This window comes from Balneicella halophila, assembly GCF_003096835.1.
In the GTDB taxonomy this organism is placed as follows: domain Bacteria; phylum Bacteroidota; class Bacteroidia; order Bacteroidales; family Balneicellaceae; genus Balneicella; species Balneicella halophila.
This window is the reverse complement of record NZ_QENZ01000004.1, coordinates 184,755-203,895: the sequence shown is the minus strand read 5'-3', so window position 1 is coordinate 203,895 and position 19,141 is coordinate 184,755. Positions and strand designations below refer to the sequence as shown.

Annotated in this window: 13 protein-coding genes, 1 tRNA gene and 2 pseudogenes; 10 read left to right on the top strand and 6 right to left on the bottom strand. The window is 35.4% G+C overall.

Annotation, left to right across the window (positions count from 1 at the left end):
• Positions 1-91 precede the first annotated feature (91 nt).
• The 9 genes and pseudogenes from C7377_RS05860 to C7377_RS05820 all read left to right on the top strand — a co-directional run bounded on the left by C7377_RS05860 (position 92) and on the right by C7377_RS05820 (position 7,575).
• A complete protein-coding gene (locus C7377_RS05860; RefSeq protein ID WP_116496412.1) occupies positions 92-2,509 on the top strand; it encodes a S9 family peptidase in 2,418 nt (805 codons plus the stop codon).
• Between the two features lie 113 nt (positions 2,510-2,622).
• Entirely contained in the window at positions 2,623-3,000 is a 378-nt protein-coding gene (locus tag C7377_RS05855) for a YccF domain-containing protein (RefSeq protein WP_116496411.1), read from the top strand.
• A gap of 3 nt (positions 3,001-3,003) precedes the next feature.
• The gene (locus tag C7377_RS09735; RefSeq protein WP_262494793.1) at positions 3,004-3,135 is read left to right on the top strand and encodes a hypothetical protein; all 132 of its coding nucleotides are present in this window, start codon (positions 3,004-3,006) and stop codon (positions 3,133-3,135) included.
• 295 nt (positions 3,136-3,430) lie between these two features.
• Positions 3,431-3,685, top strand: coding sequence for an acyl-ACP thioesterase domain-containing protein (locus tag C7377_RS09850; RefSeq protein WP_207778437.1), 255 nt, complete (start codon positions 3,431-3,433; stop codon positions 3,683-3,685).
• An 84-nt stretch (positions 3,686-3,769) separates the two neighbouring features.
• Positions 3,770-4,210, top strand: coding sequence for a hypothetical protein (locus C7377_RS09845; RefSeq protein ID WP_394336362.1), 441 nt, complete (start codon positions 3,770-3,772; stop codon positions 4,208-4,210).
• Positions 4,211-4,365: 155 nt separating this feature from the next.
• Positions 4,366-4,994: pseudogene (locus C7377_RS05840) on the top strand (ABC transporter ATP-binding protein).
• Positions 4,995-5,133: 139 nt separating this feature from the next.
• Positions 5,134-5,792, top strand: a pseudogene (locus C7377_RS05830) (ABC transporter permease).
• 53 nt (positions 5,793-5,845) lie between these two features.
• Positions 5,846-6,448: a HutD family protein gene (locus C7377_RS05825; RefSeq protein ID WP_116496406.1), complete on the top strand. Its 603-nt coding sequence runs from the start codon at positions 5,846-5,848 to the stop codon at positions 6,446-6,448.
• A 29-nt stretch (positions 6,449-6,477) separates the two neighbouring features.
• Positions 6,478-7,575 (top strand): CNNM domain-containing protein, encoded by a 1,098-nt coding sequence (locus C7377_RS05820; protein WP_243408302.1) that lies wholly within the window; start codon positions 6,478-6,480, stop codon positions 7,573-7,575.
• Positions 7,576-7,622: 47 nt separating this feature from the next.
• Here the strand turns inward: C7377_RS05820 and C7377_RS05815 are convergent, their stop codons facing one another.
• The 3 genes from C7377_RS05815 to C7377_RS05805 are packed head-to-tail and all read right to left on the bottom strand — an operon-like array spanning position 7,623 to position 15,593.
• On the bottom strand, positions 7,623-8,528 hold the full coding sequence (locus C7377_RS05815) for a YihY/virulence factor BrkB family protein (protein ID WP_116496404.1): 906 nt from the start codon (positions 8,526-8,528) through the stop codon (positions 7,623-7,625).
• 12 nt (positions 8,529-8,540) lie between these two features.
• Positions 8,541-10,850, bottom strand: a complete 2,310-nt coding sequence (gene tamL / locus C7377_RS05810) for a translocation and assembly module lipoprotein TamL (RefSeq protein ID WP_116496403.1) — start codon at positions 10,848-10,850, stop codon at positions 8,541-8,543.
• 3 nt (positions 10,851-10,853) lie between these two features.
• Positions 10,854-15,593 carry a translocation/assembly module TamB domain-containing protein gene (locus C7377_RS05805; protein ID WP_207778436.1) on the bottom strand — a complete coding sequence of 1,580 codons (4,740 nt, stop codon included), beginning with the start codon at positions 15,591-15,593 and terminating at the stop codon, positions 10,854-10,856.
• A gap of 208 nt (positions 15,594-15,801) precedes the next feature.
• Between C7377_RS05805 and C7377_RS05800 the strand changes: the two genes are divergently transcribed.
• A complete protein-coding gene (locus C7377_RS05800; protein WP_116496401.1) occupies positions 15,802-16,299 on the top strand; it encodes a GreA/GreB family elongation factor in 498 nt (165 codons plus the stop codon).
• A gap of 56 nt (positions 16,300-16,355) precedes the next feature.
• Here C7377_RS05800 and C7377_RS05795 read toward each other — a convergent pair.
• The 3 genes from C7377_RS05795 to C7377_RS05785 all read right to left on the bottom strand — a co-directional run bounded on the left by C7377_RS05795 (position 16,356) and on the right by C7377_RS05785 (position 19,128).
• Positions 16,356-16,440, bottom strand: a tRNA-Leu gene (locus C7377_RS05795).
• 103 nt (positions 16,441-16,543) lie between these two features.
• Positions 16,544-17,062 carry a flavodoxin gene (locus tag C7377_RS05790; RefSeq protein ID WP_116496400.1) on the bottom strand — a complete coding sequence of 173 codons (519 nt, stop codon included), beginning with the start codon at positions 17,060-17,062 and terminating at the stop codon, positions 16,544-16,546.
• Positions 17,063-17,076: 14 nt separating this feature from the next.
• On the bottom strand, positions 17,077-19,128 hold the full coding sequence (locus C7377_RS05785) for an alpha-ketoacid dehydrogenase subunit alpha/beta (protein WP_116496639.1): 2,052 nt from the start codon (positions 19,126-19,128) through the stop codon (positions 17,077-17,079).
• Positions 19,129-19,141: the final 13 nt, after the last annotated feature.

Sequence of the window (19,141 nt, the reverse complement as noted above, 5' to 3'; positions counted from 1 at the left end):
TCTCACAACTTATTTAATATCTTAGTCAGCAGAACTAACTAAGAAATATGGAGAATAATTTAATTAGTAAATTCAAAAAACCTAAAAAACAATGAAACTTAAATTAGTAGTATTCACATTATTAATTGCATCTGTAACAATGGCGCAAGAGAAATTAACGTATCAAAAACCACCAAAGGAAATTTTAGAACTAGTAGATGTACCACGTGCTCCCTCTGTAAACTTAGACGCAAAGGGAGAAACTATGGTAATGTTTTATAGAGACAGCTACAAAACTCTGGAAGAGCTATCACAAAAGGAGCTACGTCTCGGTGGTTTACGAATTGACCCCAAAACAAATATCGGGAGCAGAGTAACTTATAGTAATAATATTAAAATACAGAAAGTAAATTCCAAAGAAGCCAAACAAGTAAAAGGTTTGCCAGAGAATGCACGATTGACCAATTTCTTATGGTCTCCAGACCAAAGCAAAATGAGCTTTACTAATACTGTAGAAAATGGTGTAGAGCTATGGATTTTAGATATAGAAACTGCCACAGCAAAAAAAATTAGTGAACCTACCATAAATGCTAATATGGGTGGCATTATTTCTTGGTTTAATGATAATGCTTCATTATTAGTAGCAATGCTACCTGCCAACAGAAAACCACTAATAGATGCTGAGTCGGTAATACCTGAAGGACCAACTGTAACAGAAAGTACCGGAGCAAAAGCACAAAACAGAACTTACCAAGACTTATTACAAAATAACAATGATGAGCAAAATTTTGAAACTTTAGCGACATCAGAACTATATAAAATAGACATTGACGGGAATAAAACAAAATGGAAGGAAGCTGCAATGTATAGTGATGCATCGTTCTCACCTGATGGCAACTATGTAATGGTTACCACTATCAAAAGACCTTTCTCCTACATCGTTCCTTTCTACCGATTTCCACAAACAGTAACTTTGTATAAAAGCAATGGAGAACAAGTACAAGTTGTGAATAAAGTGCCTTTAGATGAAGTAAGACCTCAAGGTTTTATGGCAACAAGAAAAGGCAAACGAAACATCTCTTGGCGTGCTGATAAACCTGCAACTTTGGTATGGGCAGAAGCACTTGACGAGGGTGATCCTGAAAAAAAAGTTGATTTTCGCGATGAACTATTTACACTAGAAGCTCCATTCAATCAACAACCAAAATCATTATTTAAAACTAAGGATCGATATGCCGGAATCACTTGGGGTAATGACAACACTGCAATCGTTGTAGATTATTGGTGGAATACTAGAAATATAAGAACCTATCTTATCAATCCATCAAAGTCGGAACAAGCAGCTACCGTTTTGTTCGATAGAAATTATCAAGATAAATACAATGACCCTGGTGAATTTGCTAGGAGAAAGAACCAATTTGGTAAATATGTCTTAGATCTTAATAAAGATAAGGCTTACTTGATTGGTGATGGATTCTCAAAAGAAGGACAATTCCCTTTTGTTGATGAAATCAATCTAAAAACGAAGGAAACAAAACGCTTGTACCAATCGAACTACAACGATAAATTGGAAAATCTTCTCTATGCAATAGATATGAAAAAAGGAAAACTTTTAGTGAGAATTGAATCTCCTACGGAATATCCTAATTATTATATCCGCAATATCAAGAAAAACAACTCATTGCAACAAATTACTTTTTTCGAAAATCCATTTAAGAGCATACAAGACGTTCACAAAGAGGTGATTAGATACAAACGTGAAGACGGGCTGGAACTTTCTGGGACACTATACTTACCCGTTGGTTATGATCTGGAAAAGAAAGAAAAAATGCCAATGGTAATGTGGGCATATCCTACCGAATTTAAAGACAAGAGCAGTGCAGGACAAACAACTTCCAATCCTAATGAATTCATCTATCCGTATTATGGTTCTATGGTTTATTGGGTTACAAGAGGTTATGTAGTTTTAGACGATGCCTCCTTCCCTATCGTTGGCGAAGGCGACGAGGAGCCTAATGATACTTTCATGCCTCAATTAGTGGCAAATGCCAAAGCTGCTATCGACGCTGTTGATAGTTTGGGTTATATTGACCGTGATAGAGTTGCCGTAGGCGGACATTCTTACGGTGCATTTATGACTGCGAATCTTTTGACGCATTCTGACCTATTTGCTGCAGGAATTGCACGAAGTGGTGCCTATAACAGAACTTTGACACCTTTTGGTTTTCAAAGTGAGGAAAGAAATTACTGGGAAGCTCCAGATGTTTACAATGCAATGTCTCCATTTATGCACGTAGACAAGATGAAAACACCATTGCTACTGATTCACGGAACAGCTGATAACAATTCTGGAACTTACCCTTTGCAAAGTGAGCGTTACTTCAATGCATTAAAAGGTTTTGGAGCCCCCACTCGCTTGGTTATGTTACCTAAAGAAAGTCATAGCTACAGAGCTAAAAAATCTATACTCCATCTGCTTTGGGAACAAGACCAATGGTTAGAGAAATATGTAAAAAATAGAAAAAAGTAAGGAATTAGCTTATAATTATGATAATCCAAGAAGCTCTGCAGGAAAGTAGGGCTTTTTGTTTTTTTTATTTACTTTTACCTAATACTTATCTTTAATTATTAAGAATAAAATCTATGAAACTTTTAGGAAATATTATTTGGTTTCTTTTGGGAGGCATACTCGTCGCTATAGAATATTTTGTCGCTAGTCTGATTATGTTTATAACTATCATTGGAATTCCTTTTGGATTTCAAACGATGAAGCTTGCAGGTGTGGCACTATGGCCTTTTAATAAAAAAGTTATTATGACTGAGAAAGCCACCGGTTGTCTTGCTATTATCATGAATATCATCTGGTTAGTTGTCGGTGGAGTTTGGATAGCATTAACTCATCTCATTTTTGCTTTGATTTTTTATATTACCATCATCGGCATTCCTTTTGGTAATCAACATATGAAATTGGCAGGTCTAGCTCTAACTCCCTTCGGGCGTAAAATTATAAATGATAACTAGGTTATGAAGACAGACAATTTTATCATCAGTTTAAAGACAGCTAAATTACTTTACGTTTTTAGTGCCATTTTCTTTCTAATAAGTTTAAGAGCATCCAAAAATGACTGGGAAAGTTCTGATGCATTACTGATTTAATCGATTGTTCTTTTTCTTTTTTTATGGGTGTGCTTTTTTCTAGAAATGCTTAAAACCAAATTTCATAACCGTACATTCTGGTTATTATCAATGTTTTTTATATCTCCTCTAGCCATCCTCTTTTACTTAATACAAAGAAGAAAACTATAACGAGCTCTGCTCCATATTTTAAAGATGATATTAGACGTTTTCCTCTATAACTTTCGCATCAAATAAAAAACATAAGCTAAAGACTAAGAATATTGCGTACTTTTAACAAACAGCATTACTTACGAATAGACGCTGTAAATAAGTTATGGGAAATGTGTCAAACAAAAATTACTTTGAGAAGGAATTTGAATTAAGGTATTTTGAGATGAATAAATTTGGAGTAGCTACTCCAAGTTCAATTTTAGTATTATTAGAAGAAGCTGTTGCAGAACATTGTAATGCAATAGACTACAGTTTATACCAACTGGAAGCGCAAAAAATCGGGTGGGTACTATATTCTGGGTTTGTTCAGATTGTTCGCTATCCTAAATATAAAGAGAAAATAAGGATAAAAACTTAGCTTTCAAAGTACTCTGCTATTAAAGGATGGCGAGAGAATATTATTTATGATGAGCAAAACAATATCATTGGAAGAGCTAAAGGATTGTGGGTATTCTTTGATATAAAAAGAAGGAGACCAACTCAAATCTTAAGTCAAGTAAAAGAAAGATGGTCTATATGTAAAGATGAAAGTATCCAATGTAATATTTATAAAAAGATAAAACCTGTCGTTACTCCTGATTTTCATTTGAGATATAAAGTGAATAGATTTGATACTGATACAAATAAACACGTAAATAATATCCGGTACTTACAATGGGTATTGGAATCAATCCCTGATGAAATTATTGACAATTATTATATGTTCTCTATAGATGGTCGATTCATATCTGAGGCTACATATGGACAAACAGTAATTTCTATGACCCAAATGCTCCATAAAGAGGATTCAGAAGATAAATCATTCTTACATACTGTAAAAGTTGAAAATACAGGTTTGGTATGTGCAACAGCTCAAACGGTTTGGAGAAAATTGAAAAACTAAAAACAATCCCAACTACCTACTTGGTTCTTTTTTTACAAATCATAGTTCATACTTAGTCTCTTGTATCTATACTGTTTCTAAGGCAATTTCCTGCACAGAGGTAACTAAATAGCAGTAATTTTGAGGTTAGAATAGTTTATAAACTCCAAATTAGGATGACAGAACCAATAATTAAAATTACAGGTTTAAATATTAGTTTCGATGATGAGGTAATACACAAAGATTTTTCTCTAACTGTAAATAAAGGTGAAAAGATTGCTATAACAGGAGAATCCGGTTCAGGGAAATCTACATTATTAAATGCAATTGTGGATTTATTCCCGATTATGAAGGAAAGATAATTACCAAAGATACTCCTCTTAGTACTGATACAGCCACTAAAATCCGAAAGAATATTGCATGGTTACCACAGGATACTTCATTAAACCTTGAAACTGCTGAGGAGCTGTTTTATGCACCTTTTAAGTTTGAAGTGAATAAGAAACAGAAACCCACAAAAGAAGAAGTTTCAGATATTCTAAAAGAGTTTGAACTTACAGAGGAGTTACTTTCAAAAAAGGTAAATGAGATATCCGTAGGACAAAAACAGAGAATCATCCTTGCAAGTTGTTTATTACTAAAGAAACCCTTACTTCTGATTGACGAACCTACTTCTGCTTTAGATACAGCCATAAAGAAAAAAGTCACAGACTATATTTTGAGTCAAGATGAGCTTACTATCCTAGCTGTTACCCATAACAATTATTGGATGGACAAATCAGACCATATTGTAGAAATTAAATAATACTTGAACGATGGATAAAGTTGTTGATATTAACTATCTTGAATTGTTTATGGAATACGCACTCATGCTTATTCCAATTTAGATATTGTGGTATTACAAAACAGGACTCGTTAAGGACACGATAATAGCAACTGTAAGAATGACCATACAGATTTTTTTAGTGGGACTATACTTAGACTATATTTAGAGTTAAATAATGCTTTGCTCAATGTTGCTTGGGTAATAATTATGTGCTTAATCGCTACTTATACAATTGTTCGAAGAACTGGATTGAGATATAAAATATTCTTCCTTCCCGTATTACTGTCAGGAATTATAAGTATTGCTGTAACTGATGCTTATTTTCTGGGAGTTGTTATAAAGCTTGACAATGTTTTTGATGCACAATACTTTATTCCCATTACAGGAATGCTCATGGGTAATACCATCCGAAACGTAATTATCGCCCTTGACTCCTACTACAAAAAAATAAATAACGAAGAAAATCTTTACAGATGGCATCTTGCCAATGGTGCAAACAAAAAAGAAGCTTTACAGCCATTTATGAGTCATGCCTTAAAGATTGCTTTTAATCCAAGGATAGCTTCTTTTGCTATTATGGGACTAATTTCTTTACCGGGAATGATGACAGGTCAAATACTTGGTGGCAGTAATCCTAACGTTGCTGTCAAATATCAAATAATGCTCCTTATCACTATTTTTTCTTCAACTATACTTACTTCTGTTCTTACTATTATAGTATCCAACAGAAAAGCTTTTGATCCATATAAAAACTTAAAAAAAGAGATTTTCAGATAAATTTATTCTGAGAGAATCTTATCTTAGTTAGTTAATTTGAACAAAGATAACTAATGAAAATTCAAAAAATCACAGAATTTAAAACGAGTGAATGGGCTGGTGGTAGCACTACAGAACTTTTTATCTATCCTCCAAATTCAGATTATCTAGACAGGAACTTTCTTTTCAGATTAAGTTCAGCAACTGTAGAAACAGATAAAAGTGTATTTAGTGACCTTTCAGGATATAAACGATATATAGCACCACTTGAAGGCAGGTTAAACATAAGTCATGACGAAAAGAATTTCAAATCCCTAGCAATAAACGAACTCTACACTTTTGATGGTGCCATAAAAACAGTAAGCACAGGCAAATGCAGAGATTTTAACTTCATGCTGAAAGATGGACATAAAGGCTTTGCAAATTATACAAACCTAATCCCTCTTGAGGATTTAGTGCTTGAATGCGAAGAAAAGGAAATCGTTTGGCTTTTTTCTTATAAAAACAAACCGACAATTCAAGTAAGTGTAAAAGACAAGATAGTAGACACACTCAACTTAACACAAATGTCACTTTTGGTTTTCTCTCCAGATAAAGAAAACCGTTCTAGTAATTTAATACAAATTTCACCGAATCAATCCGTAAGTTTATTTTATGGAAAAGTAATAATAGACTGATAGTCAATTATTTTTCAAATGAGATATAAATGATAATATATGTATCTTTGTCGCATTCTATGGCAACACTTTTAGTATATTTATTTTTAGCATTATCAGTATCATTTCTCTGCTCCATAATGGAAGCTGTTTTGCTCTCTACACCACAATCGTTTCTACTGGTAAAGACCAAAGAAGGCCATCAGTGGGCAAAAACTTTTACTGAATTTAAGGAAAATGTTGATAAGCCATTATCTGCGATACTATCTCTTAACACTATAGCACATACCGTTGGTGCTGCAGGCGTTGGTGCGCAAGCTGTAAAAGTCTTCGGTTCTGAATACTTTGGAATCGTTTCTGCCATATTAACCATATTGATACTAGTCGTTACTGAGATAATTCCTAAAACTATTGGAGCTAACTATTGGCGTGGCTTAGCAAAAATAACCAGTATTATTATTCAGATAATGAGCTTTATTACTTATCCTTTAGTGGTGATTTCTGCACTTATTACAAAAATGTTCAATAATGATGAAGAAGATCAATCGACCAGTCGCGAAGAAATTGCAGCATTAGCTAGCATCGGTACTGATGAGGGTGTCTTTCAAGAAAAAGAACATCAAATTATTCAAAACCTGCTAAGACTGAAAGATGTAGCTGTTCGCGAAATCATGACTCCGAGAGTTGTAGTAACGATCGCATCTGATAAGTTGTCTTTAAAAGAGTTTTTTAAAAACAAAGATTATCTAAAATTCTCACGAATCCCTATTTATTCAAAAAATGAAGAGAATATAAATGGTTATGTCTTTCGTCAAGAAGTATTTGAGAAATTAGCTGATAATCAAAATAAACTGAGACTGAAAGATATTAAAAGAGACATCGTAATAGCACCAAACTGCATGGTACTTTTCAACTTATGGGAAGAACTCTTAAATAAAAAAGAACATATTGCACTAGTTGTCGACGAATATGGTGGCATAGACGGCATTGTAACCATGGAAGATATTATTGAAACTTTGTTAGGCCTTGAAATCATTGATGAAAAAGATACCGTTGCGGATATGCAACATTTTGCAAAAGAGCGTTGGAAAAAAAGACAAGCAAAATACAATATGTTAGGGATTGCAAGTATTGAAAAAAAGGACTAATTACATTAGAATTTTATTAGCGTATCTTTGCTTTAACATTAGCCATTTTATTCTATCACTGCATCCTCTTCATCTTCCCAAGTTGCAAATTCTGCTGGGACAAATCGATATCCCTTCAATATGGCATATACTTTCGTGTATTCTGCACCAAAAAGTATAATTAGGAAGGAATAATTTATCCACATCATAATAAGAACAATGGTACCAGCAGTTCCATACACAGAAGTTGGATCAAATTCAGCGAAGTATATCGTTAATAAGTACTTCCCTATCGTAAATAATATTGCTGTAAGGAAAGCACCAGCATAGACTGCTTTCCATTGAATTTTCACATCAGGCAACACCTTAAATATCACTCCGAAAATAATCATAATCAAAACGAATCCCACACCAAAATTAACGAGTTGAAAGAGTTTATAGGTTTCTAAACCAAATTCTTGAGTGATGATATGATTTAGAGCCGTAACAATAGTGGAAAGCACCATGGTTATTACCATTAAAAGACCAATCATTAATATTAATCCTAGAGAATTTGCTCTGTCTAATACATATTTAAGAATCGCTTGTTTCGGCTTTGGCTCAATTCCCCAAAGGCTATTTAAACATTTTTGCAACATAAAGAATAAAGTTGTTCCACCAAAAATAAGTGCTAAAACTCCTATGGCTTTCATCCAAAAATTATCCTTTTCAATCATAGCCTTTTGAATAATATTTTGAATACTCTCTGCAGCGTCTGCTCCTAATACATCTTGAATTTGTCTTATAATTTCACCTCGCACAACCTGTTCGCCAAAGAAAATACCTGCAAGCCAAATAATCATAATCAATAAACCGGGTATAGAAAATATAGCAGAATACGCCAACCCCGCCGATTGGATAAATACATTAGAATCCGTATAGGATTCAACTGTTTTTTTCAATACATTCCAATGAAATGCTAATTTCTTTTTCATAATTTAATCGCGTTAAAATGGATATCCAATGGCTATATTCAACATTAAGTTATCTTTTCTCCACTGGCTGTCTCCTAAATCAATATCATCAAAACGCCAGCGTTCGTCCTCAGCATAGTAAGGTACTCTAATCGGTATAGCTAAGTCCAACCTTAAAATTAAAATACTGAAATCAAAACGCACACCGAGACCTGCTCCCATAGCTATTTCCTTATACCAATTCTTAGAAAATTTTCCACCTGGCCTTTCTTCATCTTCATTTACTAGCCAGATATTGCCAGCATCGACAAAGGCTGCAAAATTTAAAAACTTCCACAACTTGGCTCGATATTCTAGATTCATCTCTAAACGAATATCGCCTCCTTGATCAAAGAAAAATGAAGCATCTTGGTCTTCAGGATTATAACTACCCGGTCCTAGGGTTCTAGCTCTAAATGCTCTTACGCTATTTGTACCACCAGCAAAAAATTGTCTCGAAAAAGGAATGTATTCTGAGTTACCATATGGATAAGCAATTCCTGCTATTAAGCGGGTTGCAATACTATGTCTCTTTGAAAAATCATGATAATATCGAAAATCATGTTCCATTTTTGCAAACTGACTAAATGGTATATCAAAAATCTCCTTTTGCTTATCTTCTTTAGCATCTGCTCCAGTAACCAAGCCAGTAATGTTTCCAGCCAAGTCAATCATCCCTCTATAATAAACGGTATTCCGCTTAGGATACATTGTGGTGGTATAAGTAAAGCTGTAAATTGGTCCAAAAATTAATTGATCTTCAACTACTCTTTGCAAAACAGGATTATCTTCCATCAAATCTTTGTACTTATCTGTAACGTTTTGGGAATACACTAAAGAAACATCAAAAAGTTTAAGCTCATGCTCTATCCTGCGATTGTGTTTCCATAAATATCCAAAAGAAGTATTGAAATTATGCAAAGCGTACAAACTCGATCTGTTGATATACTCATACCCAATTTTAGCATTCGTCCTAGGTACAAAACCACCAGAAACATCCAACTTAAAAGGTGTTATTAGTCTAGGGATTGATAACTCAAGACTCGCACCTGTTTTGTAAATATTATTATCGTCACGTTTACCGCCCACCTGCATGCCTAAGGATGTATAGGTTGAAAAGCGTAATTGTTCTGCCCTCTTGAAAATATTACGATGTGTCCAATTCAGATTTACCTCGCCACCAACAAAGTCTGCAGAATTACTTTTAGCAGTAGTCTCTAAACGTAAAGTCTGCATTTCATTGGGTGTCAGCAGATAATAAACATCAAATAAGTTTTTTGCAGAGTCTGCAATAAAAAATTCATTCTTTACAAACTTGTAAACACCGAGACTATTCAGACGGTATAAGGTCAAATTATGATCTTTCCTACTATAAATCTCACCTGTTTCAAACTGTAAAGAATTGTCAAACATCTTAGGATTAAATCTATTGTCAGGATCGATGATGTACATTTGATCGTAAATCTCTAAAGAATCTGTATTATACGGAATTTCATAGCCTTTACGAGTTAATTCATTAACATTGTAATCGGCAAAAACGACCACCTTATTGATGCGAAATTTCTTTTTAGCTAATTCAGGCGTAGTTTCTTTCAACATAGCCTTCATACTCACCTCTGCATCTTCAGTTACCGTACTATCTGCTTCTACAATGAGATGATCGGGACTAAAAAAATAGAAACCTCTTTCCTTCAAAAGTGCGTCCACTCGTTCCCGTTCAGCTTTAATTACATCCAAATCAAATGGATTATCTTTTTTAATGAACGTCTTATCAGCAACCTCTGCTATTGCTTTCCCGATTGTTGTTGAATCCAGCTCGTAAGTAAAATCTTTAATTATATAACGCTGTCCAGGCTTTAATGTATATTTAACCTCTGCCGTTTTATTCTTTTGCTTGGTTTCATAGGAGGCTCTAGCATTGAAATAACCTTTATTCTCAGCATAGTTCACAGCGATATCATTATTAAATACCCTATCAACATCCTGCAAAAGCACCGGTTCTTCACCCAATTTTGTTTTTATCCAGTGCTTGATGCCTTTATTCTTTTTAGTCTCACCCACAAGATTTCCAATAAACAGTTTAGGTCTTAGTCCTAAAAAGCTGGTATTAGGCTTTGGAGTCAAATTCTCTTTGATTCCCTCTTTCAACTCTTTCTTTTCTTTCTTTGATAGTGAATCTGTTACGATCTCAATATCAGCCCCTGTATATAAATGTTCTCCTTTTTCTAATTTGGAAGTTCCGCAGGAGATGATTCCCAAAGAAAAAGCACTTATAATTAAGATATAGTAAAACTGTCTATTCATCGTCTAATCTTCTTCTTTTTTTTCTTTACTCTTGTGAAAAATATCTCTAAACTCATCAAAATCTAAGGTAATAATGAAGCCTAACCCAGTTTCAATAATTTGACCTTGAAGTACTACTTCGTAGTCATTCTTTCTGAAAGCTCTCAAAAGATATCTGCCATTTTTAGAAAGCATATAGTCAATCGTTAAATCACCGGCAATATTCGTAAGTTCTTCATTTTTACGAGCTTCTCCTTCTATCCCAAACTTACTACCGACGGTAATTTTCAACCGATCATTCAATAGACGTTTACTTACACCCAAATTCAAATCGGTACGTGTGTTTTTATGTCCTTGCGTATAATCATCATACGAGTTAAAGTCAAAATCAACATCGACTCCTGTGATTAAGTCTGAAGCTAGATTATTGAGCTGTTGTGACAAAATACGACTCACACTCTGGCGAGCCATCGTCCCGGCAGAAGTTTCTGATTCACTAGAAAATGGATTCTCTCCAATGAATCTGTTTAATAATAATAGTGCAAAGACTTGTTTGTTGAGTTCTGATTCATTTTGTCGGATTTGTTGCAATTTGGTTTTGGTATTATCCAATACAGATGATGAGACAGATGCCTCTTCTTCATCTACATTAATATCAAATTGAATATCAGGTTTCATCAAATCACCTTTCATCATCAACAATGTATTAAATGGAATACGCTGCTTGTATGTATTGTATGTAGATGGTGGTAAGCCACTTAATTGGTGTTGCAGTAAATCTATTGGTGCTGCTTCTATTCTATAATTTGCTGTAATGTCCATTTCTGCACTCAACGGTTCTCCATTCCAAATAATCGTGCTTCCTTCTTTGATGTCAAATTTTCTATTGAGCATGCCTAAATTCAATTCATAAGCTCCGTCACTCACTTCGTAGACGCCAACCAAAGTCGTTTTACCAGAAGGATCAATTCCACCAGAGAGTTCTGCATCACCCTGTAGTTTCACAAAGTCTCCTGTTGCCTTGTCTATGATTAACGAAATCTTAGCATCTTCTGTGATGCTTATTTCAACTTTCACGTCCATTCCCTTCAAGTTCGTTTCGCTGGTAAGGCTATCGGGCTTTAAGGTTTCTTTTAATGGCAAATCTTTATCTACAAATCGAACAATCCCCTCACGCTCTTCTAGGGTTGGTGAATCTTGAGGAAGAACAAATGTAAAATCTGTGACATCGGTAATATCAATCGTACCATCTACTTTAGGCATATTTAAATCACCTCCAATATTCAGCCTTGTATCTATCGCTAAAACACCATACATCATTTGGTCGTTATCCTCTTCAGAATCTACCACTTTGAAATCATCAGCTTCCAATCGTAAGTCAAAAGCATAATCTCTATAATCATCAGTTAGGATTTTACCATTGATGAGGAGATAATCACCGCTTTCATCATTCAATTTAAAATCATTGAATACGATTCCCTGTTGGGTAAAGCGAACCTCTTCATTGATGTTTCTGAAATTACTGCCCGACTGTACCACTTTTAATCCTACATCATTAAACTTTACTTGCCCTGTAATCTTTGGTTCAGTGGCGCTTCCTTCCACATCCAGCTTGCCTGATAAGTAACCTTCGGTTTCCTTTATTTGTCCCATAGAAACTCCTTCTAAACTCTGCATTTGCAGTTTTCTCATATCAACCAACAAATCAAATGAAGAGCTCGAGGTGTTATAATCTCCTGTAATTTTTACATCATTATCATTATCACTTAAGGCTACGTTAATATCAAAAACATTAGCGCTTTCAGTTGTTATCTCTGCATCAATAGTCCCCACTAATTGCTCATAAATATGCAAGTCTGTTATCTCTAAATCTGATTTTAGCTTTGTTTCTTGTTGTAAATCTTCAAAAGTTACAGAACCATTTGTTGTACCACTAGCCAACAACTTGTCTTTCTGTATCATCTTTGTAAGTGTAGCTACATCAAAGTTCACAAAGTCAATCTTTAAATGCTTTTCTGTTTCTGATTTCGATGTTTCTAAACTTAATGCACTATCGCCATTCGTAAGTTTAAAATTTTCAGCAGTAACAGTGCCATTATCTTCTAATTTTATAAAGTTTTTCTCACTGATATTCCACTTTTCGGTATTCAATTTCACTCCGTCAGCGTCTAATGAAATATAGTGACCGTCATCCTCTGCTTTTACATCTCCAGCCAATAATAATTCGGTTGTTCCCTTGGGCTTTTCTGTGCTAATTTTAAAGTCTATCGTATTACTGGCAACTTGTCCTGATGTACTAAATTCATGCAGTTGGAAACTCTCGCTATACAGCATTTCAACTAACAATTCATAGGTCAAAGCATCATTATCAGTATTAATAGCAATTTTCCCATTTTCAATGTGATTGTTGCCATATGTAATGTTTGGTATTTCCCCATCTACCTTTATCAACTGACTATCAACATCATAACTCCCTTGCAGTTCCATAGTCTCAAAACCTTTTAAATTTGGAACGAATTTTTCAACAAGGTCATCATAGAGGATTCGAATGTCAAAATCCATATGCTGATGGGGCGTTAGCGTATCTTGAGCTGTAGCCTCTTGAAATTGGTAATAGCTATTAAGTGTATGTGTCAAAGCAGTAAAAATTTCAGTGAGCTTATAGTCTCCTGAAAGTTCCACCTCAGCAATTTGCGAAGTCAAACTTATTGTATTACTATCATCCGTAGCTACTGCATTCAGATGAATATCTTGTAGTGGATAGACATCTTTCGCATCAGAAAGAGCAAAATTTGTAAGTGAGAAGTTTCCATTTAAATCATCAGGGTTGATGTTTGAAAAGTCACCTTTCAAATCACCTGCAAGAATCAGGGGCTTTTCATTGAAATTCAGCTTTTGCAAATCGAGTTTTTTTATGCCCCCTTTTAGATTAAGCGTAGGTTTATCTTCCGTAATACGACCTTCAGCATACAATGTCATGTTTGCATTTTCATCTTTTGACTCCAACTGAACATCATATTTTCCTTGCACCAGCTTGCCTTTCAGGTTCATATTTTCGTAGCGATATCCTTTGTAAGTTAGTGAATCAACTGTACCTGTAAGGTCTGCATCCGCGTTCTTAAAATCAAAACTCTTACCCTTGGCTGAAATATTTGCTGAAATGTTTCCTAATTCTTCATTTTGAATAACTTTTCCAACATTAAATTCATTTAAGTGTAATTTTATGTCATATTCCTCTTTGTTTTCTTGCATTATATTCACATCTGCGAGCACAGAGGCATCACCTTCTGATGTTTTTAGTGCCAAGTCTGCTTCAACTTCCTTCGTTGACCCTTTTGCTGTTCCAGAAAGTTTAATTTTAGATGGCAAACTTATATTATCAGGAATAGTTTGCGGTGGACTTAGCTTTTTAATAGTTGTTGAAGAACCTGAAATATTTTCTATATTCAAGTCAAAATACAAATTATCAGTATCGGTAGCATTTTTAACAATACCATTTGCTGAGAGTTGCAAGTCGCCAACTCCATGAGCAGTGAGATGTTGTATATTCAAATCGCCAATGTTTCCATCTATCTCTGTATCAAAATGTAGCGTTGCATTCGGGTATTCAGTAAATGGAGGATTTTTTCTTAATGAAGGCATAAAATCTAATAAATCAGCAAAACTAATCTTACTCTCATCGATATTCGCTACAATTTCCACCTTAGCAATATCTTCAGAAAGTTGTGACATATTATCATAAGAAAGTATTACTTCATCTCTCACAACAGAACGATCTGTTTTCAACAACAGGTCTTTCAGATAGGCTTCATTTTTAGCATATTTAAATTGGGTCTCCAACTCTCGGATTGTCAAGTGATTTTGCTCAATAACTCTTGCCTTATTGATTTCTCCTTCAAAAGTGCCATCCTGCATCTTAAAATCCTTCATTGAAAGAGTAATTTCTTGAAAATCTAAGTGATTGAAATCTATACCTTCCCCCTTTTGAGGTATTGCGGTATTATTGTATTGAACCTTTACATCTTCCAGTTCCAAATCATCCAAAATCACAGTTAGAGGCGCTTTTTTCTTTTCTTCCACTGGTTCAGAAACCTCTTCAGCGACTTCTTCTTCGGTAATTTCTTCCTCTGGCATAAATAAATTCACATTTATAGTTGCATGGGCAAAGAATAAATCATCAATATCGAACTCTTGGTTCTCTAAATCAAAATCATCCACGGCAACTTCTAAGTCCTGAAAAAAAGCACTTATGTCATTTTTCTCATATTCGTCTTGAAAAGTTACTCCTATGTCTTCAAGATCAATATCACCTACAGAAATCTCCCAGGGTTCCTGCTCTGTAGTGGTTGTATCTGGTGAAGCAAATGCCTCAATAATGTAATCAAAGTTAAAAACTCCCTCCTCATTTCGATGAACATTTGCTCGTAATTTCTTCATGTCAATCGAAGAAAGCGTTAGTTTATTATTCAACAAATCAGGAAGATTAATCCCAACATCTATTTTATCAGCATAGAGCAACGTGTCCGCATTTTGGTCTTCCAAGTATATGTTTTCTATGGCTACACCACTTGGAAAACTCACATACAATTTTTCCAATGAAACTTCCGTATCAATCTTCTCATGTAGAAAATCTAACGCATAGTTCTTCACTTTATTTTGTACTGATGGTAAACGTAATAGCAGAATTGCTAATATTAATAATGCAAAGATGGTAAGTAAAATATAGCCAATTATCTTTATTATTTTAAGTACGGTCTTTTTCAATCCAGGTATATTAAGTTAGTTAATCGTCTTAAAAAAATCTTGAATTCTCTAAAATACATATAAAATTGCTATTGCTACAAAAATAGGGCAATACTTGTAAGAAATTGCATAAATATTTTATGTTGACAATCAGAACATTAGATTCTGTATAAATTTAACATTTATTTTTTAGTATCTTTGGTTAAGACGACAAATAAGAGGATTTTTTATGAGTAGAGGATTTGTAAAAGAAAGCGACCAAGAGGAGGTACCATTGGTAGTACCCAGAGCACCTATTCCTAATGGTGTTACGAACTACGTAACACCGAATGGACTAGAGGAATTAGAGGAAGAACAAAAGCAATTGATTGCTAAGCGTGAAAAACTGAAAACAGAGAATGCTGAAAAAAATCGTGTGCAGATAAATCATATACGAGCCAATTTGGATTTGCTGGTAAAGCGTATCAACTCGGCAATAGTTATTGACTTAGAGAATCAACCGAAAGATACGGTTCATTTTGGAGCTACAGTAACCATTTGCATGGAAGATGATAGTGACGAACAACATTACCAAATCGTAGGTGTAGATGAAGCTGACATCTCTAAAAATAAAGTTTCCTTTCTTTCCCCTATCGCCAGAGTTTTGATGAACAAAAAAGTAGGGGACCAATTTAACCTAAAAACTCCCAAAAGCGATAGAGCAATGAAGGTAAAAGCGATTGAGTAGTAATGAAAAAAAGACGCTAACTAACTAACAGTTAACGTCTTTTATCTTTGCCGATGTACCCAGAGCGGGACTTGAACCCGCACGCCAACAATAGGCACTAGGCCCTCAACCTAGCGTGTCTACCAATTCCACCACCTGGGTAAGTGTTTTTTGGTGGCGCAAAGATAAGTTATTTCTTCGAAATTTCCACAAAAAAGGAGACCGCGACGGTCTCCTCCTTCATAAAAGTAAAAAGTTATTCTTCTTAAAATCCTTCTTCTTGCAATTGTTTTACCCAAGCTTCTATGCGCTCGTCTGTCAAGGCAGCTTGGTTTTCAATATCAATAGAAAGTCCCATGAATTTGTCGTCTCTAACGCCATATGATTCTTCAAATTCATAGCCTTCGGTATTTGTAAATCCATAGAGTTTAGCTCCTCTATCTTCCAACAAATATCCTAAAAGGCCAATAGCATCTTGGAAATTTTCGGTACCGTTTTTTTGGTCTCCTAAACCAAAAATAGCTATATGTTTTCCGTTCATGTCTAAATCTTCCATAGCGGGAACGAATTCATCCCAATAATACGGCAATTCGCCATCCATCCATGTAGCAGCTCCTAAAAGCATATAATCATATTCCATAAATTGCTCTTCTGTCAATTTTTCATCTACATCGACAGCCACGATTTCATACTCCCCGGAATTTTCAAAAGCTTCCTTTATTTTATTAGCAACTCGCTTGGTCTTTACTGTATCAAAATTATAATATAAACCTATCTTCTTCATTTTCTACTATGTTTTTAAAATTTGAGCAATTTGGTTGCAGCTTCCTTAATTTTCTCCTCATTCGGCAAAATAGCTTTTTCTAAAATTCTATTAAAGCCTACAGGTGTAAAGGTTGATCCTACACGCTCTACCGGGGCATCTAAGTGTTCAAATGCTTCTGAAGCAATCATTGAAGCTACCTCAGCACCAAATCCACTGAACACTTTGTCTTCATGTACAACTAAGACCTTATTGGTTTTTTTCACAGACTTTAATATGCCTTCTTTGTCCAATGGCAATAACGAACGTAAATCAATCACTTCAATTTCTTTACCCTCTTCTTTGGCAACTTCTTCTGCAACACTCACACACATATGTGTCGTATTTCCATAAGTTATAATGGTCATATCAGTTCCCTCTCTGCGTACACGGCATTTGCCAAACGGCACTTCAAAATCCTCTGGGACTGCTGCCTCAGCTATAGGTGCATTATACAATGCTTTAGGCTCCATAAATACGTTTAAACCTTTGGAACGCATACACGTACGAAGTAGCCCGGCAGCATCATCAGCATAGGAAGGATACACAACTCTACAACCAGGGAAAGTGGTAAGGGTCGCTTCTATATTTTGTGAATGGTACAATCCACCACCAATGTAACCTCCTGAAGCTAAACGCACAGTGATATTTGGTGAGAATGCACCATTAGAACGCCAATAATCATGACTGGTATCTACAAACTGTTCCATTGCTGGCCAGAAATAGTCAGCAAACTCGGCTCCCTCTACGACTACGCGAATTTTTTGGTCAAAACGACTCATTCCGTTTGCAGTTCCCATGATGAAATCCTCTGCAATTGGTGCATTGAAGATACGCTCACTACCGAACTCATCTTCCATACCTTTTGTTACGTTGAATATTCCACCTTTATCTTTATTGGAAACATCCTGTCCCCATAAGTAGGTGTCAGGATTATGACGAAACTCTGCTTTCAGCGTACTATTCAAGGCCCCGATGAGCTTCATGGTCTCTCCTTCGTCCCCATTAGGCAATCCTTCAGGGTATTTTTCAGAAACATAGGCTTCACCAATCACAAAGTCGTGAATACTTTCTGGGTCTGGATCTTTAGCTACAATCGCTTTTTTATGTGCTTTTTTTACCTCCTCAATAGCTCGTTCTTCAATAGCATCTAGTTCTTCTTCTGTAAAACGTTCATATCTCATCAACATTCTACGAAACTTACTAAGCGGATCATAGGCTTTTACATACGTCAATTCTCCCTCATCACGATACAAGTCATGACGGTCTGAGTTCGAATGTGAACCGATACGCACACAGTTAGCTTGTAAAATCACAGGCTCGCTGTGTTCCAAGGCATGTTTTTTCGCTTCGGTCATCGCATTCATAGAATCAAACACATCTTTACCATTACAATGAATCACTCGCAGGTTTTTCATTCCTGCAAAGTTGTCAGCCACTTTTCTATTGGCTGTCTGTACTTCCTTAGGTACAGAAATACCGTATCCATTGTCCTGAATAACGAAAACAACAGGCAATTTCTCACGAGATGCTCCATTAAACGCTTCATAAACATAGCCCTCTGAAACTGAAGAGTCGCCTTGTGAACTTATCGCCACACCTTTATGATCATACTTTTTCATGGCACGTGCCACACCGACTGCATGCAAGGTATGGTTACCAGTACATGAAGAGACATTATGCATATTCCACTCCGGCTTCGCAAAGTGATTGGACATGTGACGTCCTCCACTTGCTGGGTCATCAGCTTTGGAGATACCATTTAAAATGGTTTCCTCTGCTGTTTGTCCTGCTGATATTGCCGTAAGCATATCTCTATAATAAGGGAATAAGTGATCTGTTTCTTTGTCAAATACCTGACCAATAGCCAGCTGAATACCATCATGTCCTGCATAAGGTGCATGATATGACCAGCCAATCGCTTGTTTCAAATAATTAGGAGCTTTCTCATCAATGATGCGCCCTAATTGCATCAAATAATACCACTGCTCTAAGGTCTCTTTAGGAGTTTTTTTCACTCCGTATATCTTTTCGTACTTCTTTTTCATTTCAGTTATAGGG